Source organism: Pseudoalteromonas sp. 2CM32C (assembly GCF_023161925.1).
In the GTDB taxonomy this organism is placed as follows: domain Bacteria; phylum Pseudomonadota; class Gammaproteobacteria; order Enterobacterales; family Alteromonadaceae; genus Pseudoalteromonas; species Pseudoalteromonas marina.
The window spans coordinates 1-24909 of record NZ_JALNTI010000011.1; the positions used below are offsets into that span (position 1 = coordinate 1).

Consider the following 24909-nt stretch of genomic DNA (forward strand, 5'->3'; position numbering starts at 1 on the left):
TGCCTGCTCTGCCGTCTCAGTGGGGTCGCATTATAGGGAGATCCGAAAACAGATCAACCCTTTTTTGAAGAAAACTTGAAAAAACATGCTGTTCGATGAGTATTTGAGCTAAACGCTCAAAAACACAACTAATAGTAAGCTTTATTTATCTAATAACGCCATTTTACTAAGTGTATGATGATAAATATCTTCCAAGTACTTATTTGAAAGGTAATTATGGTGACAACCTTTTTAGCTTATGATTTTTTCTTGGTGTAACGTTACCGTTTTTATTGTAATTCTACTCACTCAGCTAAATCATTAATGAAATAGAGCCGTGTTGTAGATGACTAGAGATTAGTGGTAAATAGGTAATAGGTAATAGGTAATAGATAAATATAGTAATGCAGAAATTTTATTTATAATTTTCAGGCATTAAAAAGCCGAGCATAAGCTCGGCTTTTAGGTTTCTTTAAGACTTACTCTGCAGACTGTGCGTCTTCTTGAACTTCTTCGCTAGTCGCTGGGCGACCAACTAGTTCAATATAAGCCATTGGTGCATTATCACCAGAACGGAAGCCACACTTAAGAATACGAGTGTAACCACCTGGGCGATCCGCGTTACGTGGACCGATTTCACTGAATAATTTACCAACAACTTCATTGTCGCGTGTGCGAGCAAACGCTAAACGGCGGTTTGCTACACTGTCAGTCTTAGCCAGTGTGATTAAAGGTTCAATTACACGACGTAACTCTTTCGCTTTTGGCAAAGTAGTTTTGATGATTTCATGTTTCACCAAAGAACCTGCCATATTGCTGAACATCGCTTTACGATGGCTACTGTTACGGTTTAATTGACGACCACTCTTACGATGGCGCATGACCCTATCCTTCTAACTAAACTAATATAGTGATTTAGATTATTCAGCTAAACTTGCAGGTGGCCAGTTTTCTAGGCGCATACCTAGAGAAAGACCACGTGAAGCTAGCACGTCTTTAATTTCAGTTAGAGACTTCTTACCTAGATTAGGCGTTTTAAGAAGCTCAACCTCAGTGCGCTGAACTAAATCACCGATATATTGAATTTGCTCGGCTTTCAAACAATTTGCTGAGCGTACTGTTAGTTCAAGATCATCGACTGGACGAAGCAGAATAGGATCGAATTCTGGTTTCTCTTCTTTCTCTTCTGGCTCAGTTACATCGCGTAAATCTACGAATGCATCTAATTGCTCAGCTAAGATAGTAGACGCACGGCGGATCGCTTCTTCAGGATCTAATGTACCGTTTGTTTCCATATCAATGATTAATTTGTCTAAATCTGTACGTTGCTCAACTCGAGCTGATTCAACCGAGTACGCAATACGTTCAACTGGGCTGAATGATGCATCAAGCAACAATCTACCAATTGGACGCTCATCGTCATCAGAGGATAAACGACTAGATGCCGGCACATAACCACGACCGCGCTCAACACGAATACGCATGCTGATCTCGCTGTTACCTGTAGTTAAATTACAGATAACGTGATCTGGATTAGCAATTGTTACATCGCCATCGTGCTGAATATCAGCCGCAGTAACAGGGCCTACACCAGATTTAGTCAGGGTCAGAAAAACTTCATCTTTGCCTTCTAACGTTACTGCTAAACCTTTAAGGTTTAATAGTATTTCAATGATGTCTTCTTGAACGCCTTCTTTCGCGCTGTACTCATGTAATACACCGTCGATTTCTACTTCAGTTACTGCACATCCAGGCATAGATGAAAGTAATATACGGCGTAAAGCATTACCCAGAGTGTGACCAAAGCCACGCTCTAATGGCTCTAAAACTATTTTAGAACGCGTTGGGTTGATAGCGTCGATGTCGACTAACCTTGGTTTTAGAAATTCTGTAACAGAACCCTGCATTTTATCCTCTCTTAACTCTTAACTTTACTTAGAGTAAAGTTCGACGATTAGTTGTTCATTAATGTCCGCAGACAGGTCTGAACGCTCAGGTAGACGCTTAAAGCTGCCTTCCAATTTCTTACCGTCAACTTCAACCCAAGTCGGCTTTTCACGTTGCTCAGCCAACTCTAGAGCAGCGATGATACGTGCTTGTGTCTTAGACTTCTCACGGATTACTACAGTATCTTCTGGAGTAATTACGTATGAAGGAATGTTCACAACACGACCATTAACTAGAATCGCTTTATGGCTTACTAACTGACGTGCTTCAGCGCGTGTGCTAGCAAAACCCATGCGATATACAACATTGTCTAAACGTTGCTCTAAAAGCTGTAACAAGTTTTCACCTGTATTACCTTTAAGGCGAGCAGCTTCTTTATAGTAGTTACGGAATTGCTTTTCTAATACACCGTAGATACGACGTACTTTTTGCTTTTCACGTAATTGTAAACCGTAATCAGATAGACGACCTTTACGAGCGCCGTGCTGACCAGGTGCAGTCTCAAGTTTACACTTAGAGTCGATAGCTCTTACGCCGCTCTTAAGGAACAGGTCAGTACCTTCACGACGACTCAGCTTGAGCTTAGGGCCCAAATATCTTGCCATGTTATTTCTCCTAACCTATTGTTAAACGCGACGTTTCTTCGGTGGACGACAACCATTATGTGGTATTGGCGTCACGTCAGTAATGTTTGTAATACGGTAACCAGCAGCATTCAAAGCACGTACAGCAGATTCACGACCTGGACCTGGACCTTTGATGAAAACTTCTAGATTTTTTAAACCGTATTCTTGAGCAGCAGTACCTGCACGCTCTGCAGCAACCTGAGCAGCAAATGGTGTAGATTTACGTGAACCACGGAAACCTGAACCACCGGCAGTAGCCCATGATAGTGCATTACCTTGACGGTCGGTAATCGTTACAATAGTGTTGTTGAAAGAAGCATGAACATGAGCCATACCATCAGCAACTTGTTTTTTAACCTTTTTACGACGAATTGGTGTCTTAGCCATAATACTATCCCCTTATCGCTTAATAGGCTTACGAGGACCCTTACGGGTACGCGCGTTAGTCTTAGTTCTTTGACCACGTAGTGGTAAAGAGCGACGGTGACGTAGGCCACGGTAACAACCAAGGTCCATAAGGCGCTTGATATTTAATGTAACTTCACGACGAAGATCACCTTCAACAGTGTACTTGCCAACTGCATCACGCAGTACGTCAAGTGTTTCGTCAGAAAGTTCACCGATTTTTGTGGTCTCGGCGATACCAGTCGCTGCTAAGATAGCCTTAGAGCGAGTCTTACCTATGCCATAAATAGCTGTTAAACCAATAACTGCATGTTTATGATCAGGGACGTTAATGCCAGCAATACGGGCCACTAACACATCTCCTATATTCGAATTTGGTAATCAAAAGTTTGAAAAGCCCGTAAGGATACTCAAACGAAGACCAAATCACTACTAAAAACACAGGCCGAGAAATCTCAGCCTGCACGACTGTTTACTTAGCCTTGCCTTTGCTTATGCTTAGGCTCACTGCAAATTACGCGTACTACACCAGCACGTTTAATAACTTTACAGTTACGGCATATTTTCTTAACGGAAGCACGTACTTTCATTGCTCAACTCCGTAAACTGACCTTATCGACCGTAGCCTTTAAGGTTCGCTTTTTTCAGCACAGAATCATACTGATGAGACATCAGGTGAGTCTGTACTTGTGCCATAAAGTCCATGATTACAACAACGATAATCAAAATTGATGTACCGCCGAAATAGAATGGCGTTTGCCATGCCATAGTCATGAATTCGGGCACCAGACAGATAAAGGTTATATACAAAGCACCTGCCAATGTCAGGCGTGTCATCACTTTATCAATGTATTTAGATGTCTGCTCACCTGGACGAATACCTGGGATAAATGCGCCAGATTTCTTAAGGTTATCTGCAGTTTCACGAGGGTTAAACACCAACGCTGTATAGAAAAAGCAGAAGAAGATAATTGCCGCAGCTAATACAAGTGAGTACAAAGGTTGACCTGGAGTCAACGTTGTAGCAACAGCTTGTAATGCATCAGCGACAGGACCTTCACCTTGGCCGAACCAGCTAGCAATTGTACCAGGGAACAGAATTATACTACTAGCAAAGATTGGTGGAATAACACCCGCCATGTTTACTTTTAGTGGTAAATGCGTGCTTTGAGCAGCAAATACTTGACGACCTTGTTGGCGTTTAGCGTAGTTAACAACAATACGACGTTGTCCACGTTCGAAAAACACTACAAGATAAGTAACAGCGAATACTATAACCGCAACCATAAGTAGTACAAAAACATTCAAATCACCTTGGCGCGCCATTTCGACTGTCGAACCAATAGCAGACGGCAAGTTAGCTACAATACCAACAAATATTAGAACTGAAATACCGTTACCGATACCACGTTCTGTTATTTGTTCACCCAACCACATAAGGAACATAGTACCAGTTACTAAGCTCACCACAGCGGTGAAATAGAAACCCATACCCGGATTAACAACTAACCCGTTCATCATGCCCGGTAAGCTAGTAGCAATACCGATAGATTGGATAGTAGCTAGCACAAGCGTGCCGTAGCGTGTGTACTGGCTAATTTTTTTACGCCCTTGCTCACCTTCTTTCTTAAGCTCTATAAACGGAGGATACATATGCGTTAATAGTTGCGTAATAATCGAAGCCGAGATGTACGGCATAATACCCAGCGCTAACACTGAAGCTCGCTCAAGTGCACCACCACTGAACATGTTGAACATTTCAACAATGGTGCCCTTTTGTTGCTCGAAGAAATCGGCAAGTACAGCGGCGTCAATCCCAGGGATCGGCACAAATGAACCTAGACGGTAAATTATGATAGCGCCCAATACGAAGAGTAATCGACGCTTCAATTCCGAAAGCCCACCTTGTGCACTTTGTGTATCTTGACCTGGTTTAGCCATTTGTACTTCCTTAGTCTTCTACCTTGCCTCCGGCAGCTTCAATAGCTTCGCGTGCACCCTTAGAGGCTTTAAGACCTTTAAGTGTAACAGCGCGTGAAACTTCACCAGATTTAACAACTTTAACGAAAAGAACGTTCTTTTTAACTAGACCAGCTGCTTGTAACGCGCTTAGGTCTACCACATCGCCTTCAACTTTAGCGATTTCAAAAAGGTTAACTTCTGCAGATACTAACGATTTGCGTGAAGTGAAACCAAATTTAGGTAGACGACGTTGCATAGGCATTTGACCGCCTTCAAAACCAACGCGTACTTTACCGCCAGAACGTGACTTTTGACCTTTGTGACCACGGCCACCAGTCTTACCAAGACCAGAACCGATACCACGACCAACACGTTTAGGGGCAGTTTTTGAACCTGCAGCAGGTGAAAGTGTATTCAAATGCATGAAATTAACCCTCTACCTTAACCATGTAAGAAACCTTGTTTATCATACCACGTACACATGCTGTGTCTTCTAACTCAACAGTGTGATTGATACGACGTAAACCAAGACCGCGTAATGTAGCTTTATGCTTCGGTAAACGACCGATAGAGCTTTTTACTTGTGTTACTTTTACAGTTTGATTAGCCATGGTTACCCCAGTATTTCTTCTACGCGAAGGCCACGTTTTGCAGCGATAGACTGTGGAGAATTCATATTCTCAAGAGCCGAAATCGTTGCACGTACTACGTTGATTGGGTTAGTAGAACCGTAACATTTAGATAGTACGTTCTGAACACCAGTCACTTCTAGTACTGCACGCATAGCACCACCTGCGATGATACCAGTACCTTCAGAGGCTGGTTTCATGAACACTAGTGAGCCAGCATGACGTCCCTTAACAGGATGCTGTAATGTATTGCCATTTAGGTCTACATTGATCATGTTGCGACGTGCTTTTTCCATTGCTTTTTGAATAGCAGCTGGAACTTCACGTGCTTTACCATAACCAAAACCTACTTTACCTGCGCCGTCACCAACTACAGTTAGTGCAGTAAAGCTAAAGATACGACCACCTTTAACTACTTTAGACACACGGTTTACCGCGATTAGCTTTTCAGCTAGATCAGGCTGTTGTTGCTTTGCTTCTACGTTAGCCATTGTCTACTCCTAGAATTGCAAACCGGCTTCACGCGCAGCATCAGCTAGCGCCTTCACACGGCCGTGATATTTAAAGCCACTGCGATCAAAAGCAATCTTTTCGATGCCTTTGTCAGCCGCACGTTCAGCAACCGCTTTGCCAACTGCTTGCGCAGCTTCAACGTTACCGGTGCCTTTAACTGTTTCGCTAATAGCCTTCTCAACAGTAGAAGCAGCAGCCAGTACATTACCCTCAGCATTAATTACTTGAGCGTAAATGTGACGTGGCGTGCGGTGGATAACAAGACGCGTTGTGCCTTGTTCAATATAATTTCTACGAGTGCGTTTAGCACGACGTAGACGAGCTGTTTTTTTATCCATCGTCTTACCTTACTTCTTCTTAGCCTCTTTACGGCGTACATTCTCATCTGAATAGCGAACACCTTTACCTTTATAAGGCTCAGGTTTACGGTATGCACGAATGTTAGCAGCTGTTTGACCAACTAACTGCTTATCTACGCCCTTAACTAGAACTTCTGTTTGGCTTGGAGTTTCAATCGTAATTCCTTCAGGAACTGCGAAATTAACTGGGTGTGAGAAACCAAGTGTTAAGTCTAAAACTTTACCCTTAGCTGCAGCACGGTAACCAACGCCTACTAACTGAAGTTTCTTCTCGTAACCTTCATGCGTACCAACAACCATGTTGTTGATTAGAGCGCGAGCAGTACCTGCTTGTGCCCATGCATTTGCTACGCCTTCACGAGGTAAAGTTGTAATAACGTTGTCGTTAACTTGTACTTCAACTGCGTCGTTGATAGTACGAGTAAGTTCACCGTTTTTGCCTTTAACTGTGATTTCCTGGCCTTTCAATGTAACTTCTACACCGGCAGGAACATTAATTGGTGCCTTTGCTATGCGAGACATAGTTCCCCTCCGATTAAGCTACAAAGCCAATGATTTCACCACCAACACCAGCACTACGTGCTGCGCGGTCTGTCATTAGGCCTTTAGAAGTTGATACGATAGCGATACCAAGACCACCCATTACCTTCGGTAATTCGTCACGTTTCTTGTAGATACGTAAACCAGGGCGACTTACACGCTGGATATTTTCAATTACAGCTTTGCCTTCGAAGTACTTCAACTCGATAGAAAGCTCAGGTTTAACTTCACCGTTAACTGCGTAGTCTACGATGTAACCTTCGTCTTTTAGTACTTTAGCTAATGCTACTTTCAGCTTTGAAGTTGGCATCGTTACAGATACTTTCTTCGCTGATTGACCGTTACGGATACGTGTGAACAAATCCGCGATAGGATCTTGCAAGCTCATAGTCTTACTCCCATGATTCTATTACCAGCTAGCCTTTTTAAGGCCAGGAATTTCACCGCGCATAGCTGCTTCGCGAACTTTAATACGGCTCATGCCGAATTTGCGAAGGAAACCATGTGGGCGGCCCGTAATGTTACAACGATTACGTTGACGTGCAGGGCTAGAATCACGAGGTAAAGCTTGTAGCTTAAGTACCGCGTCCCAACGATCATCTTCAGATGTATTAACATCACTGATGATAGCTTTTAGTGCAGCACGCTTTTCAGCATACTGAGCAACTAGTTTTGTGCGCTTTGCTTCGCGCGCTTTCATAGAATTCTTTGCCATAACCCTACCCTTATTTCTTAAATGGGAAGTTAAACGCTTCTAACAACGCACGGCCTTCCTCATCAGATTTCGCAGAAGTAGTGATAGTGATATCCATACCGCGTACACGGTCTACTTTATCGTAATCGATTTCTGGGAAGATGATTTGTTCACGTACGCCCATGCTGTAGTTACCACGTCCATCAAAAGACTTAGCACTTACGCCACGGAAGTCACGAATACGTGGGATAGCGATTGATACCAAACGCTCAAAAAAGTCCCACATACGCTCGCCGCGTAGGGTTACTTTACAACCAATTGGGTAGCCTTCACGCACTTTAAAGCCAGCAACAGATTTACGTGCTTTAGTGATTAAAGGTTTCTGACCAGAGATTGCAGTTAAATCAGCTACAGCGTGATCTAAAATTTTCTTGTCAGCTAGGGCTTCGCCCACGCCCATATTTAATGTGATCTTTTCGATCTGAGGGACTTGCATGACAGAGCTGAAACCAAACTTCTCTTGAAGCTCAGCAACTACTTTGTCTTTATATACTTCATGCAGTTTCGCCATCATTCTACTCCAACTATTAGATAGTTTTACCAGTAGATTTAAAGATACGTAATTTCTTACCATCTTCAATCTTGAAACCTACACGATCTGCTTTACTCGTTTCCGAGTTGAAGATCGCAACGTTTGATGCGTCCATAGACGCTTCTTTCTCAACAATGCCGCCAGCTTGGTTCAATTGTGGAACCGGCTTTTGGTGTTTCTTGATCAAGTTTATGCCTTCGACAAAGATTCGACCAGATTCAGTAACAACTGAAAGCACTTTACCGCGCTTACCTTTGTCTTTACCTGCTAGTACGATTACTTCGTCACCACGACGGATTTTTGCTGCCATGATTGGCTCCTTACAGTACTTCTGGGGCTAGTGAAACGATTTTCATGAACTTGTCATTACGAAGTTCGCGAGTCACAGGGCCGAAAATACGTGTACCAATTGGCTGCAAGTTATCATTTAAGATAACAGCCGCGTTGCTGTCGAAACGGATCAGAGAACCATCTGGACGGCGAACACCTTTTCTGGTACGCACAACTACCGCGTTTTTAACATCACCTTTCTTCACTTTACCGCGAGGAATAGCTTCTTTTACAGAAACTTTAATGATGTCGCCAATCGCTGCGTAGCGACGGTGTGAACCACCAAGGACTTTTATACACTGCACTTTGCGAGCGCCGCTGTTATCAGCAACTTCCAGCTGAGTTTGCATTTGGATCATGTTAATGACCTCCGGTGTAGTAATTACAACGTGTCTTAAAATTGTTTAAAATCAAGACATTTCGATTAAATCCCACTCAAAAACAAACGAGTTGTCTCTTAAGGGCGGGCAATTGTACCAGCATTGAGCATGTAGCGATAGGTTATTTTTTAATTAATTTAAGGACTGAGGGGATTTTATTAACGTTGGTAAAGCTATGTGACTATTTTTTCAATGGTTATAAAATAAACAAGGCACTTAAAAAGTGCCTTGTTTATTTTACTAGTGGTTATTTAGCCAAATAGCCCCTTTAATTTATCTTTTACTTTATCTTTGGCTTTCTCTTTCGCTTTTTCTTTTGCGTCATCGAGTTTCTTTTTTGCTTCATCTTTTAAGGCATTACTTACATCAAGTTTAATTCCCACATCGTGAAATGGTCCTTTTATGCGTAACGGTATTTTAAAGCCTGTACTGTCATCGGTAGTGCCTTGACCTTCTATTGAATCTACAATCCCTGTTACCAAACGATAATCAACTTTAGTAAGAGGTAAATCCACATCTCCTTCACCGGAAATACGAATCAGAGGGCTAATTAGTGAAAGGTCAGTATTGCGCCCAACACCTTTAGTAAAGTTAAAGCTACCGGTGAGCGCAGAAAAATCTGTTTGCTCTGATTCTTCAAAGCCCGTATCTAGCCCTTCACTTACAGCTCCAAGGTTACCCGTAATAAGCTCTTTGCCTTTGCGAACCATTTCAGCCACGTTTGCGCCTTTAACAGCACCATCGGCAAATTCAAAGCCAACCTTACCATTTAATGCATTAATAAAGGTTTTTTGACTTTGCCCAGTTGTGGTCAAATTCCAATTTAATGACCCTTTACCCATGAGCTTATCAAAGCCAGCTGCATCAGTGAGTAACGGTTGTGCGTCTATGTCGGCTAAATCAAAATTTGTGTTTATTTTATACGGCGTTTGCTGCGCATTTATGTTGATACCCCCTTTACCAGTGCCCTCATATGCTTTAAAGCTATCTAAGCTTAATTTAGCAACGCTGTTGTTTAAATCGACTGTAAATTGATTAGCACCTAGCTCAATATCGTTAGCTTTTAAACCGCTTGAGCGAATAACTACATTAGCATTAAGTGCATTTAATGCGCTTAAATCAATTTTAGTATCGTCCCAAACAATCGGCTGCGCGGCTTTAGGTTCTTCATTTTGCGGCGCTTGCTGTTTAGCGACAGCCTCTGGTAAGTAGGGATTCAAATCAAGCATACCTAGGTCTATATCAGCATTAACCGCTAGTTTATTGCTTAAGTTTACTTCACTTTTCCCTTTAATCTCTAATTCATCTAGGGTAGCAATCAGCTCTTCTAAGTTAAACGTATCATCTATGAGATGCATTTTACCGTTTACACTAAACGCATTAAATGCATTTTCTTTAGCGTTTAAGTCTACCCCTTGCCAAGTCGCTAGCTCTTTAACAGAGTCGCCACTTAGCGCTAACTCGCCTTTTATATCTTTACCTTGGCGAGCAATACTGCCGTTAAAAGTAAGATCGACCAAGCGAGAGTCTACGCTTTGAGTAACCTCAAACGTCGCCCCTTCAATTGCCTTTGCAGGCGTATCAAGTTTTACATCTAGTTCAAATCGCTCCTGCATATAGGTAATTCCCCCTTTAACTTCAAGGGTTTTACGTAATGAAGGAAGTAAAATAGCCAGCTCCAAATCGCTAATTTGCTGCTTGGCGCCCGTTTGACCATCTAGATATGTAAATGTACCGCCATAAATAGCGACCTCACCCAGCTCAATATCAAAGCTAGCAGGTAGCTTAATTGCCTCACCAGGCTCAGTTTGCTCTGTAGGTTGCTCTGCTACAGCATCAAACAACTGCCAGTTAGCTTTACCATTTTTATCTGTCTCTAATAAAATATCTGGTTCGTTAATAACAAACTTATCAAGCTTAAACTCACCGCCAAATAACGAGAACCAAGGTATATGTACTGCCAGCTGCTGCATACTTGCCATATCAGCTCGCGAACCTGTTTGCATATTAGCAAAGTGGACATCATTCAACTCTAACTTTAGTGCAGGAAACACACTAAGCGTTTTGTCACCATTAATTGTTAGCGTTCTTCCCGTCGTTTTTTGAACTTCCTCTGATACTTTATTAAAAATGGTATCGGTAGGAATTAAAAAAGGCGCTGCCACAATTAAAGCAATACAGAGTGAGAGTATTACACCAAAAATTTTGAGTAAGGTTTTCATGTTCGTCCTTTAAGCGGTCAAATTATGTTTTTATCATAGCGAGTGTTAAGCCTAAAAGCATTGCTGTAGATAAAAAAAGATCATAAAAGCAGTTTACTTATTTCATATGAATCGTTCCTGAAACATTTTGATACCTTTAGGTTACAAAAAATAATTGATTCATTGATACCCCAAGGTTACATTGATACCCAGAGGTTACAAGAAATCAAATACTATTACAGGATGAATACTATGAAACAGCAAAATATAAAAACAGAAGAACAATTCATGAGTCATGATATATGGATTAGTATAAGCGCTGGCGTAGTTTGTTTACTTCTCAGTGTTTACTCACTGATAAAACAAGACCAACATATTGAAGGGCTTTTAACTGTTGGAATGAGCGTTTTCTTTTATATAATTATAATAGCTATTTATATAACTAAAGCAGACTTCCCATTAAAAATGTATTTTAAATATGCATATAAAGATGAGTTTCTAAACAACATTGACATTAATGCCTATAAACATACAAGTTTTGCATTTGGATTTTGCCTTATCGCCGTTTTTTATAAAAGCGATGAAATACCTAGCGAGGTTTCGCATGCAACTATGGCAATACTTTATCTCAGTATCATGCTTTTGGTATATGGTGCTTCATTACTTTGGCAGAGCCGTGATTAGGAGTCAAAGTGCAAAATAACATAGCAAAATTTCGTAAAGAGGCAGGGCTTTCGCAGCAAGAACTTGCCGATGCTATAAGCGTATCGCGTAAAACAATAAGCACTGTAGAAACAAATCGATTTACGCCGTCGGTCATTATAGCGCTTAAAATTGCAGCTAACTTTAACATGCCCGTTGAGAGCCTCTTCATATTAGAAGAGACTGATTAAATCAAGATAACTCATTGACTTATTCGTACCAATGAGTTGTTTCTATTAGTAATTTTAATTTAATACTCTATTCATTTACTAATTCATTTAATTCTTTCAAAGTAGAAGCTATTTTTATACCAGGTACGTTACTTCCTAATGTTGCTATAAATGAGCCTTCTACCTTTCCTTTTTTATAAGTAGTAAAAACCACACGATATAGGCCTCGAACTAGAGCTTTATCAGGTCTGCTAAGGTCAGTTTCTATTCTAACAAGTGAATTGTATTTAGCGTGTCTTTGCTCGTCGTAAGTATCATCACTATCATCATCTTTTTCGAGTATGTTAATTACTTTACTTGCCATTTTAATATTATCTGGTGATACAATATCCATGCGCTCAACACGAATCCAAGTATCAAACCAAGTTTCCTTATCAGATTTTACTTTTTGGCCGTAATTAGCTTGTACGAAGTCTTCTTTTTCTGGTTCAGCTAAATTTCCAACAGGTGAAATCATCCTAACTCCTAACTCATCGATAGCTGCCGGTATCCATATATATAAGTAGTATGCATCCTTACCTTTAACAACAGCATCAGGTTTTGATTTATCATCAATAAAACCAAAGTAATTAACCGTATTCACATAAGGTACGGATACACTAGCAAAACCAATACCTGTTTTTTTAGCTGAAGTTAAAACTGGCAAACCATCATCATCCATTAAACTGTTCAAGCTAAATCCAGCATGAGCCGAACTGGTTGCTAGTAGAAAAGTTAAAAGAGTTGTCCTTATTTTCATTCTAGAAATCCTATTTAAAATTTAAATTAACCACTCCAATGTGATTGATCAAATAAGCTACAATGAAACACCTTTTTTTGCTATAGAAATTTAACTAAGTAGCTAGATTAAGCTACTTCTGCTATGATAAAGGGAATTACCCTACCTGTTGCTTTAAGCCCTGAACACTTATATGAAGCAGCCCAAAATCGTTAATCCGGAGTATCTACAAGGCATGAAAAAACTGCTAATTTCACCGTCAAAAATGACACTAGGCGAGCAAGAAAATCAAATCTATCAGAACATTCTGAAACAATCTTCAGAATTAAGCCTTAACCTTATGGCCGTGAAAGTAGAAAACCATCCTGATGATTTTTTACCTTGGTGTTACGAGCTATTAAACGCAAGCAGAGACCGTATTAACTACGATTTACTTGAGCCGCAACAGCTACCTGTTCTTAAAAAACTGCATGATCAGCTTATTTCGGCTATCAGCTTTTTACAAGTTAAAACGCTTCGTGTAGCCCCTTGGCCTGTGGTAAGTGTATTTATAGAGCAACATAAAGATGTTATTGCACTTGATGAACAACTTCGTTTAGCAAGTTACGTAAAAAGTATTCGTGAGCAATCATTAAAAGACATGATCCCTGAAGACCTTCTTGCTTTTACTGGCAAGCATATGGCTTCACTTGATCCAAGCACTTACGATTTTGATGTTGAGTGGTTTGCATCAACTAAGAGTGCTAAAGTTTTCCACCAACTCATTGGTGATTTACCGGGTGCGTTTGATGAAGCACTGGCTAATATTCCTCTTGAAGGTGACATTACCCATTACGAGTACCAACAGTTTGTAGCTGCTTATAGCAAAATATTTACTGATAGCAGTGAAAAGCCAACACTTGCTCCGGCAACAAGACTACTTGCAATGCGTCGCCCTGATATTTTTACGCCAATTACAAATAGCCGTTTAGACGCGTTATGCTCAGCGCTTGCGGTTACTAAACTCAAAAATAGTGATTTTGAGCGTTACTGGCAAGATATTGTAAAAGGCATTCAAGCTATGTCATGGTACAAAATGGCAAATGCTTCAAATGAGCTAGAAGAGCAACTAGTGTCAATTAAAGCGCTTATTCCGTGCTTTTTTTACTACGCGGATAACAAAACACCAGATAGCTCTAACTATATTAAATTACTTAATAAACCAAAGCGTAGCACCACTAAAACGGGTAAAACACAACGCAGAGGTAAAGAGTCTGCTGAAATTTTAGTTGACCGCGCTTTGGCTGCCGATGATATTCCTGAGCATATTCGTAGCAAACGCGACTCAATAATCAGCGAAGTTCAAAAAGGTCGCAGTGTAAACGAAACAATTAGTCTAATGCGCACCATATTTGGCTAAATAATTCTAAACAAGCTGTACTTTCATGGTGCAGCTTGATTATTTTATGCACCAGCGATGTGCGATAGAATATTTCTTTCTCATAATCTAAACCACCCACCCCAAACGCAAGCCATTGTTAATAAATAATAAAACTTAAATCTTAAACAAAATAAATCAAGCTGGCACACACAGTGCAATTCTATTCTCAGTTAAACAATAAAAACGCATAAATCAAAAGGCTACGGTACTTCATAATAAAAAGCCTTCCTATGCAAAAAATCATATAACGGGAAATGGAACATGTTAAAACTAAAAAAAACAATCGCTTTTAGCGCCGTGGCATTAATGGCTGCAACGTCACTTACATCAACAGCAGTAAATGCTGAAGTATCTGCGAATGTAGCAGCTACCTCAAATTACTTATGGCGTGGACAAGAACAAACTGGCGGCGACGCTGCTATTTCTGGTGGTATTGATTACGCTGACGAATCTGGGTTTTATGCTGGTACATGGGTATCTAATGCATCTTGGGCTGACGAAATGACCTACGAGCTAGATTTTTACGCAGGCTTTGGTGGCGATATTAGCGAAGGTGTTAGCTACGATGTAGGTTACATTTATTATGCTTACCCAGACGCGGCATCAAGCGCAGATGCTGATTTTTCAGAAATTTACGGTAGCATCAGTGTTGAAGGCTTTACCTTTGGTGCATCAGTGCTTGCTACATCTGCTGCAAGTGGCGACGGTACAGACTTTGGTGACTCACTTTATTTGACAGCTGATTACGGCTTTGCCGTAGGCAGCAATGGTACAGAAATGGCTTTACACATAGGTCATTACTCTGGCGATTTTATTGGTGACGAAGACATCATTGATTACGGTGTGTCTGTATCAAAAGATGGATTCACATTTGGCGTATCAGACACTGATATGGATGAGTCAGATGTAAAAGTTTATGTTGCTTACGCTGTAGACTTCAGCCTATAAACAAACATGTGTTACTTGCTGCAACTGAAGGGCCGTTTGGCCCTTTTTTTATACTTAAGCAAATTTGTTTAAGTATTCATAATTGTATAACTGGAAGGCAGGTTCTTACTATATTAGGTTAAATTGGACTTTTCAAAGCTTAGCCTTTTGATTACTAAGGAAAGTAAAAATGAAACCGAAAGTGGTGATAAAAAACTAAAAGCATTGTATATCGCAACAGATAACCCTAGCGGTCTGAGTTTATCTGATAGCTAATTAAATAAATGGCTGTATTTGCATTAGATACAGCCATAACAACGTGATTATTAAGCTCCACTCCTTATGGCTCAATCATATTAAAACCATCTGGCAACTATAGAGCTTAACAATACGTCTTTTATTAATTACTTTTATAATGCCTACCCTTGTTAACAATCGGTTACAATTGAATAAAATTAGTACATACTTTTTCCTATATTATTAATCTATCCATTGGTATCAAGTGTTTACCAAATCACATATAGGTTATTAAGGAATAATAATGAAATCACCTAACGCATTTAGCGCCCTACTCGATATTTACATTAGCCCAAGCAAAGCTTTCAATGGTGTTGAGCACGCCAAAGGTTGGTCATGGCTTGCTTTTATAGCAATCTCTTTAGTTTCAATGGCGAGTATTTATATTTTTTATTCTACCGTTGATATGCAGTTTTTGATTAACGAGCAATTTGCAGCTGCAAGTGTTGATGCAACAATTGGCGAGCAAAAAATGATTCGCCAAAGCATTGAACAAAACGCCGGAATACAAGTATGGATTAGCATGATATCAATCGTATTAGGTACTGCAATCATAGCCGCGATAATGGCTGTGTATTATATGCTCATTGCTAAATTAGACCCAGAGTCAGAGCACAGCTATGGTGCTTGGTATGGTTTTACTATTTGGACAATAATGCCAAATATTGTTTTAAATTTAGGTACAGTAGCGCTTGTACTTAGTGCAAGTACCGATCAAATATCTCAAACAGCAGTATTTAACTTTGATTCAATTAATCAGCTTGTTGTTGGGTTAGAACCTGGTAGCGCATTCTATACATTACTAGAATCATTAAAGCTAAGTAGTCTTTGGGGGATTGGACTAGGAATGGTTGGCTTAAAATGTTGGACAAATTTTTCAACAAATAAAGCGTTACTTTTCTCGGCGCTTCCAACACTCGTTATTTTTGGTATTTGGGCAATTATTGCCGCAATGTAATTAATAAGCAGAGGTATTTTACCTCTGCGCTACTTATTCACGGACAGATGTATATATGAAAAAAGCAATAATAATAACGATAGCTATAGTCGCTTTTGTAGGCCTAATCGTCTCTAAGCAGGTGACCGGTGATAAAAAGCAAGCCCAAGTGAATATTGCGCAGGTTGAGCAAGGGAATATTGCTGATTCAATCATGGCGTCGGGCAATCTAGTTTTTAATACCCAAGTGCAATTGCGCTCTGAGGTAACTGGTCGTGTCGATAAGGTATTTGTAGAAGAAGGGCAAAGCGTTAAGCAAGGGGATATTTTAATGCGCCTTGATACAACGGCCTTCGAATCAGAAGTAAACCGAAACCAAGCCGTTCTACGCGCTACCGAAATTGAAATAAAACATAGCCAAACTCGCCTTGCTAATTTAGAGCGCCAATTAAAAAGGCAAAAAGAGCTATACGATGTTGGATTAGGAAATCAAGAAAGCTTTGAAAATATCGAAAGTGCTCGCGATCTTGCAAAAATAGATATCGAATCACGCAAAGAGTCATATAACCAAGCGCAAGCGTCACTTCAAATTGCACAAGATCGCCTAAGTAAAAGTGTATTTAGAGCGCCAATGAGTGGCTTACTGGCATCGGTTAATATTAAAGAAGGTGAAACAGTTATTGCAGGCACAACTAATATTATTGGTTCAGACCTTATGCTTGTTGCCGACCCTAGCGCTATTTTAGCAGAGCTTAGAGTTGATGAGACAGATATAGCCAGCATAAAACTAAATCAACAAGCTGATATTTATGCCGCAGCCTACCCTAACAAACCATTTAGCGGCAAAGTGATTAATATTGGTACATCAGCTAAAAACCAACCAGGTTCGCAAGGGCTTTCTTTTAGAGTTAAAGTATTATTAGACCCAACAGATCGCCAGCTTTATGCGGGTATGAGTTGCCGAGCAGAAATTGCCACCAGTATTGCCGAAAATGGTTTAAAGCTCCCTATTGAAGCAATACAAAAAGAAGAGGGTAAAACCTTTGTATGGCGCTTAAATAACGATAATACCGTCAGTAAAGTAATAGTAAGTGTTGGGATTTCGTCTGACATTGAGCAAGCTATAACAGAGGGGCTAAGCAAAGGCGATAATGTGGTTATTGGCCCCGCTCGACCAATTAGCAAGCTGCAAGAAGGCGATGTTGTTTCACTTAAAAATGACGCAGACGAGGAAACACTATAATGTCTGCGGTAATTAAGTTAGAACACATTAACAAACAATATGTAATGGGCGAGCAAGTATTTAAAGCGTTAGATGATGTAAATATCGTCATGAATGAAAATGAATACGTAGCCATTATTGGCCCTTCAGGGTCAGGTAAATCAACTTTAATGAACTTACTTGGCTGCTTAGATACACCCACTAGTGGCGATTACTTTTTAAAAGATAAGCTTGTAAAAAGTATGACTGAAACCGAGCTTGCCCATCAACGCAATGAGAGCGTCGGATTTATTTTCCAAAGCTTTAACTTACTGCCTCGCGCATCTGCACTTGAAAATGTAATGCAGCCCTTGGTTTATCGTTTTATACCCGCAAAACAACGCAAACAAAAAGCACTTGAAGCATTGCAACGCGTTGGTCTTGGCGACAAGGTTGATCACCTATCAAGTCAGCTTTCGGGTGGGCAACGTCAACGTGTAGCCATTGCTCGCGCATTAGTAACTAAACCACATATTTTACTGGGGGATGAACCCACAGGTAATCTTGATAGCAAGACCACTGCAGAAATAATGACCTTGTTTGATGAACTGCATAATGAGGGGCACACTATTATTTTAGTAACCCACGAGCAAGAAATTGCAGACCATTGCCAACGGGTTATTCGCTTGGTAGATGGTAAAGTAGTGAGTGATGTAAAAAAAGGCGAAGGAGAAAAACAACATGTTTAAATCTGCCATTGCCATTATGGAAGGAACAAAAGCAGCATTAATGGCTATTAAGGCCAATGCAATGCGCAGTGCGTTAACGTGCTTAGGTATTATTATTGGTGTTGCAGCAGTTATAACTGTGGTTGCAGTAATGCAGGGCTTTACTAAACAAATTAACGATCAACTTGCTGACATGGCACCCGATGTAACATCAATCAAGCCATTTACAAGCATCGAGCAAGAAATGGTTGGCAAAAACGCAAAGCTGACTTACTCCGATTTTCTAACACTAAAAGCACGTATAAAAGAAGCCGAAACACTGACCGCACTTATGTTTACGTGGCGTTTTTCTGGTGGAGCCGAATACGGGAATAAAAGCCATTCATCACGCGTGATGGGAACCGAACAAGATTACCAAAAAGCATACCGCACGTTTCCAGAATTAGGCCGCTTTATTCGCGCGGAAGATGACGAAAAACGCCGTCGGGTTGCGTTCATTGGTCCTTCTATTATTGAAAAGTTAAATTTACCCGATAACCCCGTAGGCGAATATATCAAACTTGGTGGCGAATGGTTTAGGATCATTGGAGTAGCCGAAAAACAAGGTAGCTTATTTGGCTTTGATCAAGATGATTATATAAATATTCCGATCAGTACCATGAGCGCGTTAGAGGGTGCTAGCAGCACGAGTAACGTGCAAATAATGTTTAGACTTAAAGAAGGGGTCGATGAAGAGCTTACTTTAGCTAAAATAACGCGTATTTTACGCCAATTACATAAATTAAAAGACGGTGAAGAAAACGACTTTGAATTTGAAACCGCTGAAAAAGCCCGTGCTAATGTTGATAAGTTTACAGGTAGCGCCACGGCAATCACTGCTGGTATTGTTGGTATAAGTCTTGTTGTAGGGGGGATTGGCGTAATGAATATTATGCTGGTATCGGTGACTGAACGTACCCGAGTAATAGGCACTCTTAAAGCATTGGGCGCAACACCCGGCTTTATTATGCTACAGTTTTTGGTGGAAGCCGTAGTGCTATCGTTATTTGGCGGACTAATTGGCTTAGCTATAGGTTATGGTGCTGCCGCATTGATTTCGTTTATGGTTCCCAGTATGCCGGATGCTTACATACCTGGTTGGGCTGTGATGCTATCGTTCGGTTTTACGTCACTTATCGGTATTATATTTGGCTTAGCCCCTGCTATTAAAGCGGCAAGGCTAAACCCTATTGAAGCATTACGATACGAATAATCAGCATCAATCTCTACTCAGCTTTAAAAGGTACCTTAGTGCAGCTCACTTCAACTGTTTTAGGGTACCAAGCCGGGCCTATTTGATTAACTACAACCTCCGCTACTCCATTACTAAATGACTTATACGTGTGCACCGTTTGCCATTGCCCTTGTGGGCAATGCTCACTTAAGTCAACCGCATCAGATCCTTCATACAAAGCTAAAGCAAAATTATGATGCCACTGAGAGCTGTTATGTAATTGGTTATTAACTTTTTCAGGTACACCATTATCAAAGTAAATATTTGTGCAACCAGTTAACATAGCAAATGTAATACTGCCTAAAATTAATTTAAAATTCATAACGCCTCCTGCATATTTTGCTCTTCACACCATACCTTTATGGTATGTGGTGAATAAATACCTAGCGTAATTAAACTCAACGCACCATCGCTAAATGTTTGCTGCGACTGCATTTGAGCCGCTTGTGTATCTGTACAAATCTGTTTTACATCCACACGTTCCTCTCCTACTAACCCCCATAAATAAAATGGACGGCTATCTTCGTAGGTCGCTTTACTTGTAATTTTTGCGATAGCGTGTGGCTGTATGGTAACCGCAGAACAGGCGCTTAAGCCTAATACTACAAACCCCATTATTAATGATTTCATGTTTGTCCTTACTTGGTACTCACTTTCAGTAAATAAACTTTACAGTAAACCAGTAAAATAATGAGTAAAAAGCTGTGCGAAAAATGTAGCCAGCCTTACAGATTTCAAACAGTTTTTTACACAAAAAAAGGCCGCAAAATTGCGGCCTTTGAGTAAATGTGCTGTCAGCTATTAAAACTTAGCTAAGTTATTTACGTTATCTTTATCAACCAGTTTTACGTACGGATCGACTCCTGCAAATAAAGGTTTTTCTTTTACCTTTAACTCAATAATATTAGTACCCGTTACTATTTGATGTTTTTGTGAGTAAATCACAAAATCTTCGGCGAGTAGATTTTCAGGATCGTCACTAAACAACACAATATCAATTAACTCATCGAGTGGCTGCTCTGTTTCTTCACCTTGACCATCAGCACGTTGCTTAACAGCTTCAACGTTTAACGTAACACTGTAAAAGCCATCACTGTCGGCTTCGTCTGAAATCGAAACCTCTTTCATTTCCAGCTCATACAAAGTGATATATTTAAACTGATCGTCAATAAAGTTTTGCTCAGCTTGGGTTGCATCTTGTTTTAAATAACTTAGTAAATCAAGTGTTGTTGGGTATGGCGTTGACTGATATCTAAACTCATTTAAAAATGCCTTAAGTGCAGCGTTTAGGCGTTTTTCACCTAGGCGATCATAAATCGCCATCATAACAACAGATCCTTTATTGTAATGAAGGTATTGCTGAGCCTGGGTTTTATATAGTGGCATCTCTTCAAACGCTTCTCCAGTGCGGCCCATTAAGTACCTATCTAGCTCGTATTTTAAAAACTTACGTAGCTTTTCTGGGCCAAAGCGTTTTTCAAGCACCATAAGAGCACTGTATTGTGAAAGCGTTTCAGACATAACTTCACTCCCCTCTACATTGGCGCCTGATACTTGATGACCCCACCATTGATGCGCTACTTCGTGTGCAGTTACGTAATAAGGCAGGTCAATTTTACTTTCATCCCTTGAGTCTGTAACAAAACCAATGCTTTCTGAATAAGGAACAGTATTAGCAAAACTTTGCGCAAATGAGCGATAGCGAGGAAATTCAATAATACGTAATTGCTTATGCTGATAGGGGCCAAATGCTTGTGTAAAATAATCTATCGAGTCTTGAACCGATTCAATCATGCGGTCAACATTCCACGCATGACTTTTATGGAAATAAACCTCAATATTTACACCATTATGCTCAACCTTTTTACTTTCCAATTCAGCCGACTGCACCGCATAAAAATTTATAATAGGTGCATCCATTTCATAAACAAAGGTTCGGCGCCCATCTTTTACGCTTTCACTTTGTAAATAACCAGGTGTAATCGCAAATTGCGATTCATCGGTCGTTACCCTGGCCCTAAAGTTAATAAACCCAGTAGCTTGACCAAAATCACTTTGTGTATAGTACTGGCTATCTTCAAGTTTATTTGCTCGTTCTAGCTCTGGTAAGTCATGTTTACGGCGCTTAAATTTATCAGCCACCTGTAAACCACGGTTGTACCCAAAGTTAGGAAAAAGCTCCCAATTATTAATAAACGTACCATTAGCCACTAACTGTGTATCGGAGCCACTATCGTTAAAGCCTGTATGCTCGCGAGTGACAGACAGCTGCCCTTCTCTTACCTCGTCTGGCATAAGGGGCTGATCAAATTCAAACCATGCAGAATAAAGCGCTGGTAATTTTTCAACAATTTTACCGCCAGCCATCGTTACATCCCAGCTTTTGGCGTGTTGCGGTGAACTTATTAACACTCGCGAAATTGGCTCATTAGATGTATTAGTAAACTTAATTTTTGCAACTGCACTCAAAGCACGCTTTTTAGGATAAATATCAACAGTTAAGTCTACATCTGTCACCATAGGCACGGCTAAATCTTTGTATTGTGCAAACTGTTTTTCATAGCTTACTTGCTTGTCTTGAAACGCATCACTTGTGGTAAATTCGTTTAAAACACGCGTATTGTAATAAATGTTATAACCTGCACCAACAAACACCAGTGCACTAACACAAACAATTACTTGCCCTTTTAACGACATATTATAACGAAGCATAGACAGGCGTGTACGCAGCGTTTGTGAAGGTCCTCTATGCCATAACGCAAATCCTACAATAGCCAAAACAAGACTTAACGCGCCCCAATACAATGTGTACCAATGCGCTGCTTGCAAAAAGTGTCCATAGCCGTTTATATCAGAGTACGGTACGCTACTGCTTTTCGAAAAATGATACATATGGTGTTCAAATCCATACGAATCCATTACCATTTGCACTATGTAGTACAAAATAAATAACCCCATTCCTACGTATTTATTTGGGCTAATAATTTGTAAAAAGAAGGCAAGCACCGTAAGCATAATTAACGGTAAAAGCGATAAATAAACAATCCTGAATAAATACTGCCCTAACTCTAAATTAAATTGCCCTTTAAATAGCTGCACTGTAATTGTTAGTATCATTCCAACAAGAAACAAGCCTGAAATAGCTGTTATTAACGCCAGTATTTTTGATACCCAAAAAACGCTGCTGTGTACTGGAAAGCTGTCAACAATATCGCCCATACCACTTTGACGTTCTCGCCAAACAAGCTCAGCGCTATAAAAAGCGATAATAACAAACAAAAATAAACCCGAAATACCGCTAATAATATTGACCATATTCGCGGTAATTGGCCAGTTAGTTGTACCGTAAGCACCAATGGGAGCAAACAGCGGAATCATAAGCGTTACAATACTTACACCCGCTAAAATCATAAATGGCGCGCTAAATATAACTTGTTTAAGTTCAAATATACTGCGCATTATTAACTGCGATTGCGTACTCGCTCCTGCAGACTTGTAATTTTTAGCATTATTAATCAGTGCAGCTTGTTTATTTTGTACAAATGCAGAGACTTTAAATTGCTTTTTCTGTTTTTTAGCTACTATGCGGTTACTTAATTTTCCAAGGCTAAAAAACATAGCTAAGCCCAGTACAATCCACAAAATACGGTTAACTAACAAATCACCGCTGAGAGTGAGCACTTCTGTATTTTTATCACTCACGGTCCAGTAACGCGTCAAATCAATTAAAGACCCTAGCCCAAATGGGTCGGCGTAAACAACTATATTTCTAAATGCTAAATCATCAAAATAAGCACTGGCGATTTGATAAGCGATAAAAATAACAACGGCTGCTACATACACCGACATCATGGTTTTAAAATAGACAGCTACGCTGTTAAAAATAGCCGAAAGCACCAGTAAACTAGGTACTGCAATATAAAAATAAGGTGCGGCGTAATACACAAACTTATTTGGACCTACTAGCTCACTATCGAGCCACCCAACTGATAAGCCAAATTGCGACCCTAAAAGCACGCCTAACGGCACGGTTAAAAATACAACCAACACCACTAAGTAAGCACCAAAAAAACGCCCAGTTTGATAAGGAATAGGATTAACAGGCTTACTAAAAACCAGTTCATCCATTTTAGTTTCACTATTTCTAATAGCGGAGCTGGCAACAAAGTTAACTACCAAAAACATCGCAAATACACAAAATGTAATGGTCAACATCATAATTGAAAAAGGCGAATTCATATGTACATTAGCGCCGCCTAGCGGAAATTTGCTAGAAGAGCTGATAAAAAACGCCATAAAAAAGAACATTAATGAAATGATATAAAACGAAGGCTGGCGCACAAAATAGCGCAGCTCAAACGCGAGCATATTAAAAAACATAACGCCTCCTTATGCTACTTGGCTATTACGATGATTGAGCAAAGTAGAAAAGTACACGTCTTCTAGGTTTGCATGGCTTGATTGAAAACCTTCAGGGGCTTGTTCCGCTAATACATGCAATATGGTTTGCCCAGCAAATAAGCGTTTAGAAATAACAGGTAGCTGTGGCTCAAGCTCTTGCGCTTCTTCTTGGCTCATGGCTTTGCGCCAAATTTGGCCTTGCAGCTTGTCGGTGAGGGCAATCGGGTTACCCTCTAATAAAATTTTACCACCAGCCAGTACCGCCATATTAGGGCATAGTTCAGCCACATCTTCTACTATGTGGGTTGATAATATAACGACTTTTTGCTCGCCTAAGCTTACTAACAAGTTATGAAAGCGATTTCGCTCTTCAGGGTCTAGCCCTGCGGTTGGCTCATCAACAATTAGTAAATCAGGGTCGCCCAATAACGCTTGAGCAATACCAAAACGCTGGCGCATCCCGCCCGAAAAGCCACTGACCGCTTTTGAGCGATGTTGATATAAATTAGTATGTGCTAGTAGGCCTTCAACCGACTCTTTACGCTCCCCTTTGTTATGAATGCCCTTTAGAACAGCCATATGGTCCAGCAAGTCGTAAGCACTAACACGCGGATAAACACCAAAATCTTGCGGAAGGTAACCTAAACGTTGGCGCAGTGCTTGTGGGTCTTTAAATACATCAATACCATCAAAGGTAATTGCCCCCGCGTCGGCAGATTGTAACGTTGCAATAGTGCGCATTAGCGATGACTTCCCGGCACCATTTGGCCCAAGTAGCCCAAACATGCCTTTACCTATTGATAAATCAACACCTTGCAGAGCGTGCACGCCGTTGTCGTAGGTTTTTGATAACCCTGTTATTGATAGCATTTTTTACTTCCTTGAATTGTAAGTATTATTTTTATACTGTTTTATACC

General features: G+C 40.4%; 31 protein-coding genes. 8 read left to right on the forward strand and 23 right to left on the reverse strand.

Translation table 11 applies throughout. The features are described 5' to 3' along the window. Positions 1-458 precede the first annotated feature (458 nt). The 18 genes from rplQ to MTF67_RS16095 all read right to left on the reverse strand — a co-directional run bounded on the left by rplQ (position 459) and on the right by MTF67_RS16095 (position 11178). Positions 459-860 (reverse strand): 50S ribosomal protein L17, encoded by a 402-nt coding sequence (gene rplQ, locus MTF67_RS16010; RefSeq protein ID WP_248520076.1) that lies wholly within the window; start codon positions 858-860, stop codon positions 459-461. Positions 861-899: 39 nt separating this feature from the next. Then, a complete protein-coding gene (gene rpoA, locus MTF67_RS16015) occupies positions 900-1886 on the reverse strand; it encodes a DNA-directed RNA polymerase subunit alpha (protein WP_008127834.1) in 987 nt (328 codons plus the stop codon). Positions 1887-1910: 24 nt separating this feature from the next. Next, positions 1911-2531 (reverse strand): 30S ribosomal protein S4, encoded by a 621-nt coding sequence (gene rpsD, locus MTF67_RS16020; RefSeq protein WP_002959461.1) that lies wholly within the window; start codon positions 2529-2531, stop codon positions 1911-1913. Between the two features lie 21 nt (positions 2532-2552). Then, positions 2553-2939 carry a 30S ribosomal protein S11 gene (rpsK, locus tag MTF67_RS16025; protein ID WP_002959471.1) on the reverse strand — a complete coding sequence of 129 codons (387 nt, stop codon included), beginning with the start codon at positions 2937-2939 and terminating at the stop codon, positions 2553-2555. Positions 2940-2951: 12 nt separating this feature from the next. Continuing rightward, positions 2952-3308: a 30S ribosomal protein S13 gene (gene rpsM / locus MTF67_RS16030; protein ID WP_006794252.1), complete on the reverse strand. Its 357-nt coding sequence runs from the start codon at positions 3306-3308 to the stop codon at positions 2952-2954. A 125-nt stretch (positions 3309-3433) separates the two neighbouring features. Further along, positions 3434-3547 (reverse strand): 50S ribosomal protein L36, encoded by a 114-nt coding sequence (rpmJ, locus tag MTF67_RS16035; RefSeq protein ID WP_002959476.1) that lies wholly within the window; start codon positions 3545-3547, stop codon positions 3434-3436. A 22-nt stretch (positions 3548-3569) separates the two neighbouring features. Continuing rightward, positions 3570-4898 carry a preprotein translocase subunit SecY gene (gene secY / locus MTF67_RS16040; protein WP_006794251.1) on the reverse strand — a complete coding sequence of 443 codons (1329 nt, stop codon included), beginning with the start codon at positions 4896-4898 and terminating at the stop codon, positions 3570-3572. Between the two features lie 10 nt (positions 4899-4908). Next, positions 4909-5343: a 50S ribosomal protein L15 gene (rplO, locus tag MTF67_RS16045; protein ID WP_006794250.1), complete on the reverse strand. Its 435-nt coding sequence runs from the start codon at positions 5341-5343 to the stop codon at positions 4909-4911. Positions 5344-5347: 4 nt separating this feature from the next. Beyond that, positions 5348-5530: a 50S ribosomal protein L30 gene (gene rpmD, locus MTF67_RS16050; protein ID WP_002959482.1), complete on the reverse strand. Its 183-nt coding sequence runs from the start codon at positions 5528-5530 to the stop codon at positions 5348-5350. A 2-nt stretch (positions 5531-5532) separates the two neighbouring features. Then, complete coding sequence (gene rpsE, locus MTF67_RS16055) at positions 5533-6039, reverse strand: 30S ribosomal protein S5 (RefSeq protein ID WP_006794249.1); 507 nt, start codon at positions 6037-6039, stop codon at positions 5533-5535. 9 nt (positions 6040-6048) lie between these two features. Then, positions 6049-6399, reverse strand: a complete 351-nt coding sequence (gene rplR / locus MTF67_RS16060; RefSeq protein ID WP_006794248.1) for a 50S ribosomal protein L18 — start codon at positions 6397-6399, stop codon at positions 6049-6051. A 9-nt stretch (positions 6400-6408) separates the two neighbouring features. Beyond that, a complete protein-coding gene (rplF, locus tag MTF67_RS16065) occupies positions 6409-6942 on the reverse strand; it encodes a 50S ribosomal protein L6 (RefSeq protein WP_006794247.1) in 534 nt (177 codons plus the stop codon). Between the two features lie 13 nt (positions 6943-6955). Continuing rightward, positions 6956-7348, reverse strand: coding sequence for a 30S ribosomal protein S8 (rpsH, locus tag MTF67_RS16070; protein WP_006794246.1), 393 nt, complete (start codon positions 7346-7348; stop codon positions 6956-6958). A 21-nt stretch (positions 7349-7369) separates the two neighbouring features. Further along, complete coding sequence (gene rpsN / locus MTF67_RS16075) at positions 7370-7675, reverse strand: 30S ribosomal protein S14 (RefSeq protein WP_006794245.1); 306 nt, start codon at positions 7673-7675, stop codon at positions 7370-7372. A 10-nt stretch (positions 7676-7685) separates the two neighbouring features. Then, entirely contained in the window at positions 7686-8225 is a 540-nt protein-coding gene (gene rplE, locus MTF67_RS16080; protein WP_006794244.1) for a 50S ribosomal protein L5, read from the reverse strand. A gap of 16 nt (positions 8226-8241) precedes the next feature. Further along, a complete protein-coding gene (rplX, locus tag MTF67_RS16085) occupies positions 8242-8556 on the reverse strand; it encodes a 50S ribosomal protein L24 (RefSeq protein ID WP_006794243.1) in 315 nt (104 codons plus the stop codon). A 10-nt stretch (positions 8557-8566) separates the two neighbouring features. Beyond that, positions 8567-8935 (reverse strand): 50S ribosomal protein L14, encoded by a 369-nt coding sequence (rplN, locus tag MTF67_RS16090; protein WP_002959498.1) that lies wholly within the window; start codon positions 8933-8935, stop codon positions 8567-8569. A gap of 272 nt (positions 8936-9207) precedes the next feature. Then, positions 9208-11178 (reverse strand): AsmA family protein, encoded by a 1971-nt coding sequence (locus tag MTF67_RS16095; RefSeq protein WP_248520077.1) that lies wholly within the window; start codon positions 11176-11178, stop codon positions 9208-9210. Between the two features lie 231 nt (positions 11179-11409). Between MTF67_RS16095 and MTF67_RS16100 the strand changes: the two genes are divergently transcribed. Both MTF67_RS16100 and MTF67_RS16105 read left to right on the forward strand, forming a co-directional pair. Then, positions 11410-11841 (forward strand): hypothetical protein, encoded by a 432-nt coding sequence (locus MTF67_RS16100; protein ID WP_006794241.1) that lies wholly within the window; start codon positions 11410-11412, stop codon positions 11839-11841. 8 nt (positions 11842-11849) lie between these two features. Beyond that, positions 11850-12050, forward strand: a complete 201-nt coding sequence (locus MTF67_RS16105) for a helix-turn-helix transcriptional regulator (protein ID WP_248520078.1) — start codon at positions 11850-11852, stop codon at positions 12048-12050. Between the two features lie 67 nt (positions 12051-12117). Here MTF67_RS16105 and MTF67_RS16110 read toward each other — a convergent pair whose 3' ends face one another. Beyond that, a complete protein-coding gene (locus MTF67_RS16110) occupies positions 12118-12828 on the reverse strand; it encodes a LipL32 family surface lipoprotein (protein ID WP_248520079.1) in 711 nt (236 codons plus the stop codon). Between the two features lie 214 nt (positions 12829-13042). Between MTF67_RS16110 and MTF67_RS16115 the strand changes: the two genes are divergently transcribed. The 6 genes from MTF67_RS16115 (at position 13043) to MTF67_RS16140 (ending at position 19569) form a co-directional block, all read left to right on the forward strand. Further along, a complete protein-coding gene (locus MTF67_RS16115) occupies positions 13043-14206 on the forward strand; it encodes a hypothetical protein (RefSeq protein ID WP_010557712.1) in 1164 nt (387 codons plus the stop codon). A gap of 282 nt (positions 14207-14488) precedes the next feature. After that, complete coding sequence (locus MTF67_RS16120) at positions 14489-15175, forward strand: TorF family putative porin (RefSeq protein WP_006794238.1); 687 nt, start codon at positions 14489-14491, stop codon at positions 15173-15175. Between the two features lie 520 nt (positions 15176-15695). Then, the gene (locus tag MTF67_RS16125; RefSeq protein ID WP_248520080.1) at positions 15696-16409 is read left to right on the forward strand and encodes a YIP1 family protein; all 714 of its coding nucleotides are present in this window, start codon (positions 15696-15698) and stop codon (positions 16407-16409) included. Between the two features lie 55 nt (positions 16410-16464). Continuing rightward, complete coding sequence (locus tag MTF67_RS16130) at positions 16465-17631, forward strand: efflux RND transporter periplasmic adaptor subunit (RefSeq protein WP_248520081.1); 1167 nt, start codon at positions 16465-16467, stop codon at positions 17629-17631. Continuing rightward, positions 17631-18338, forward strand: coding sequence for an ABC transporter ATP-binding protein (locus tag MTF67_RS16135; RefSeq protein WP_006794234.1), 708 nt, complete (start codon positions 17631-17633; stop codon positions 18336-18338). Before MTF67_RS16130 ends, MTF67_RS16135 begins: the two co-directional genes overlap by 1 nt. Continuing rightward, positions 18331-19569, forward strand: coding sequence for an ABC transporter permease (locus tag MTF67_RS16140; protein ID WP_006794233.1), 1239 nt, complete (start codon positions 18331-18333; stop codon positions 19567-19569). Before MTF67_RS16135 ends, MTF67_RS16140 begins: the two co-directional genes overlap by 8 nt. Positions 19570-19582: 13 nt before the next feature. On the opposite strand, the gene MTF67_RS16145 is transcribed toward MTF67_RS16140, so the two are convergent. The 4 genes from MTF67_RS16145 to MTF67_RS16160 form a co-directional block, all read right to left on the reverse strand. Beyond that, positions 19583-19912 (reverse strand): hypothetical protein, encoded by a 330-nt coding sequence (locus tag MTF67_RS16145; protein WP_248520082.1) that lies wholly within the window; start codon positions 19910-19912, stop codon positions 19583-19585. Further along, the gene (locus MTF67_RS16150; RefSeq protein WP_248520083.1) at positions 19909-20220 is read right to left on the reverse strand and encodes a Bor family protein; all 312 of its coding nucleotides are present in this window, start codon (positions 20218-20220) and stop codon (positions 19909-19911) included. Before MTF67_RS16150 ends, MTF67_RS16145 begins: the two co-directional genes overlap by 4 nt. A 171-nt stretch (positions 20221-20391) precedes the next feature. Then, positions 20392-23970 carry a M1 family aminopeptidase gene (locus tag MTF67_RS16155; RefSeq protein ID WP_248520084.1) on the reverse strand — a complete coding sequence of 1193 codons (3579 nt, stop codon included), beginning with the start codon at positions 23968-23970 and terminating at the stop codon, positions 20392-20394. 9 nt (positions 23971-23979) lie between these two features. Then, positions 23980-24861: an ABC transporter ATP-binding protein gene (locus MTF67_RS16160; RefSeq protein ID WP_008130025.1), complete on the reverse strand. Its 882-nt coding sequence runs from the start codon at positions 24859-24861 to the stop codon at positions 23980-23982. Positions 24862-24909 lie beyond the last annotated feature (48 nt).

What these genes read in the sequence shown, in the direction of transcription:
- MTF67_RS16110 (WP_248520079.1), bottom strand. Translation starts at nt 12,828, where the DNA reads ATGAAAATAAGGACAACTCTTTTAACTTTTCTACTAGCAACCAGTTCG.
- MTF67_RS16140 (WP_006794233.1), top strand. Translation starts at nt 18,331, where the DNA reads ATGTTTAAATCTGCCATTGCCATTATGGAAGGAACAAAAGCAGCATTA.
- rpsH (WP_006794246.1), bottom strand. Translation starts at nt 7,348, where the DNA reads ATGAGCTTGCAAGATCCTATCGCGGATTTGTTCACACGTATCCGTAAC.
- rpoA (WP_008127834.1), bottom strand. Translation starts at nt 1,886, where the DNA reads ATGCAGGGTTCTGTTACAGAATTTCTAAAACCAAGGTTAGTCGACATC.
- MTF67_RS16160 (WP_008130025.1), bottom strand. Translation starts at nt 24,861, where the DNA reads ATGCTATCAATAACAGGGTTATCAAAAACCTACGACAACGGCGTGCAC.
- rplN (WP_002959498.1), bottom strand. Translation starts at nt 8,935, where the DNA reads ATGATCCAAATGCAAACTCAGCTGGAAGTTGCTGATAACAGCGGCGCT.
- rplX (WP_006794243.1), bottom strand. Translation starts at nt 8,556, where the DNA reads ATGGCAGCAAAAATCCGTCGTGGTGACGAAGTAATCGTACTAGCAGGT.
- MTF67_RS16135 (WP_006794234.1), top strand. Translation starts at nt 17,631, where the DNA reads ATGTCTGCGGTAATTAAGTTAGAACACATTAACAAACAATATGTAATG.
- MTF67_RS16115 (WP_010557712.1), top strand. Translation starts at nt 13,043, where the DNA reads ATGAAAAAACTGCTAATTTCACCGTCAAAAATGACACTAGGCGAGCAA.
- rpsK (WP_002959471.1), bottom strand. Translation starts at nt 2,939, where the DNA reads ATGGCTAAGACACCAATTCGTCGTAAAAAGGTTAAAAAACAAGTTGCT.
- rpmJ (WP_002959476.1), bottom strand. Translation starts at nt 3,547, where the DNA reads ATGAAAGTACGTGCTTCCGTTAAGAAAATATGCCGTAACTGTAAAGTT.
- rplE (WP_006794244.1), bottom strand. Translation starts at nt 8,225, where the DNA reads ATGGCGAAACTGCATGAAGTATATAAAGACAAAGTAGTTGCTGAGCTT.
- MTF67_RS16150 (WP_248520083.1), bottom strand. Translation starts at nt 20,220, where the DNA reads ATGAAATCATTAATAATGGGGTTTGTAGTATTAGGCTTAAGCGCCTGT.
- rplO (WP_006794250.1), bottom strand. Translation starts at nt 5,343, where the DNA reads ATGCATTTGAATACACTTTCACCTGCTGCAGGTTCAAAAACTGCCCCT.
- secY (WP_006794251.1), bottom strand. Translation starts at nt 4,898, where the DNA reads ATGGCTAAACCAGGTCAAGATACACAAAGTGCACAAGGTGGGCTTTCG.
- MTF67_RS16145 (WP_248520082.1), bottom strand. Translation starts at nt 19,912, where the DNA reads ATGAATTTTAAATTAATTTTAGGCAGTATTACATTTGCTATGTTAACT.
- rpsE (WP_006794249.1), bottom strand. Translation starts at nt 6,039, where the DNA reads ATGGCTAACGTAGAAGCAAAGCAACAACAGCCTGATCTAGCTGAAAAG.
- MTF67_RS16095 (WP_248520077.1), bottom strand. Translation starts at nt 11,178, where the DNA reads ATGAAAACCTTACTCAAAATTTTTGGTGTAATACTCTCACTCTGTATT.
- rpmD (WP_002959482.1), bottom strand. Translation starts at nt 5,530, where the DNA reads ATGGCTAATCAAACTGTAAAAGTAACACAAGTAAAAAGCTCTATCGGT.
- MTF67_RS16130 (WP_248520081.1), top strand. Translation starts at nt 16,465, where the DNA reads ATGAAAAAAGCAATAATAATAACGATAGCTATAGTCGCTTTTGTAGGC.
- MTF67_RS16120 (WP_006794238.1), top strand. Translation starts at nt 14,489, where the DNA reads ATGTTAAAACTAAAAAAAACAATCGCTTTTAGCGCCGTGGCATTAATG.
- MTF67_RS16100 (WP_006794241.1), top strand. Translation starts at nt 11,410, where the DNA reads ATGAAACAGCAAAATATAAAAACAGAAGAACAATTCATGAGTCATGAT.
- rplQ (WP_248520076.1), bottom strand. Translation starts at nt 860, where the DNA reads ATGCGCCATCGTAAGAGTGGTCGTCAATTAAACCGTAACAGTAGCCAT.
- rplR (WP_006794248.1), bottom strand. Translation starts at nt 6,399, where the DNA reads ATGGATAAAAAAACAGCTCGTCTACGTCGTGCTAAACGCACTCGTAGA.
- rpsN (WP_006794245.1), bottom strand. Translation starts at nt 7,675, where the DNA reads ATGGCAAAGAATTCTATGAAAGCGCGCGAAGCAAAGCGCACAAAACTA.
- rplF (WP_006794247.1), bottom strand. Translation starts at nt 6,942, where the DNA reads ATGTCTCGCATAGCAAAGGCACCAATTAATGTTCCTGCCGGTGTAGAA.
- MTF67_RS16125 (WP_248520080.1), top strand. Translation starts at nt 15,696, where the DNA reads ATGAAATCACCTAACGCATTTAGCGCCCTACTCGATATTTACATTAGC.
- MTF67_RS16155 (WP_248520084.1), bottom strand. Translation starts at nt 23,970, where the DNA reads ATGTTTTTTAATATGCTCGCGTTTGAGCTGCGCTATTTTGTGCGCCAG.
- rpsD (WP_002959461.1), bottom strand. Translation starts at nt 2,531, where the DNA reads ATGGCAAGATATTTGGGCCCTAAGCTCAAGCTGAGTCGTCGTGAAGGT.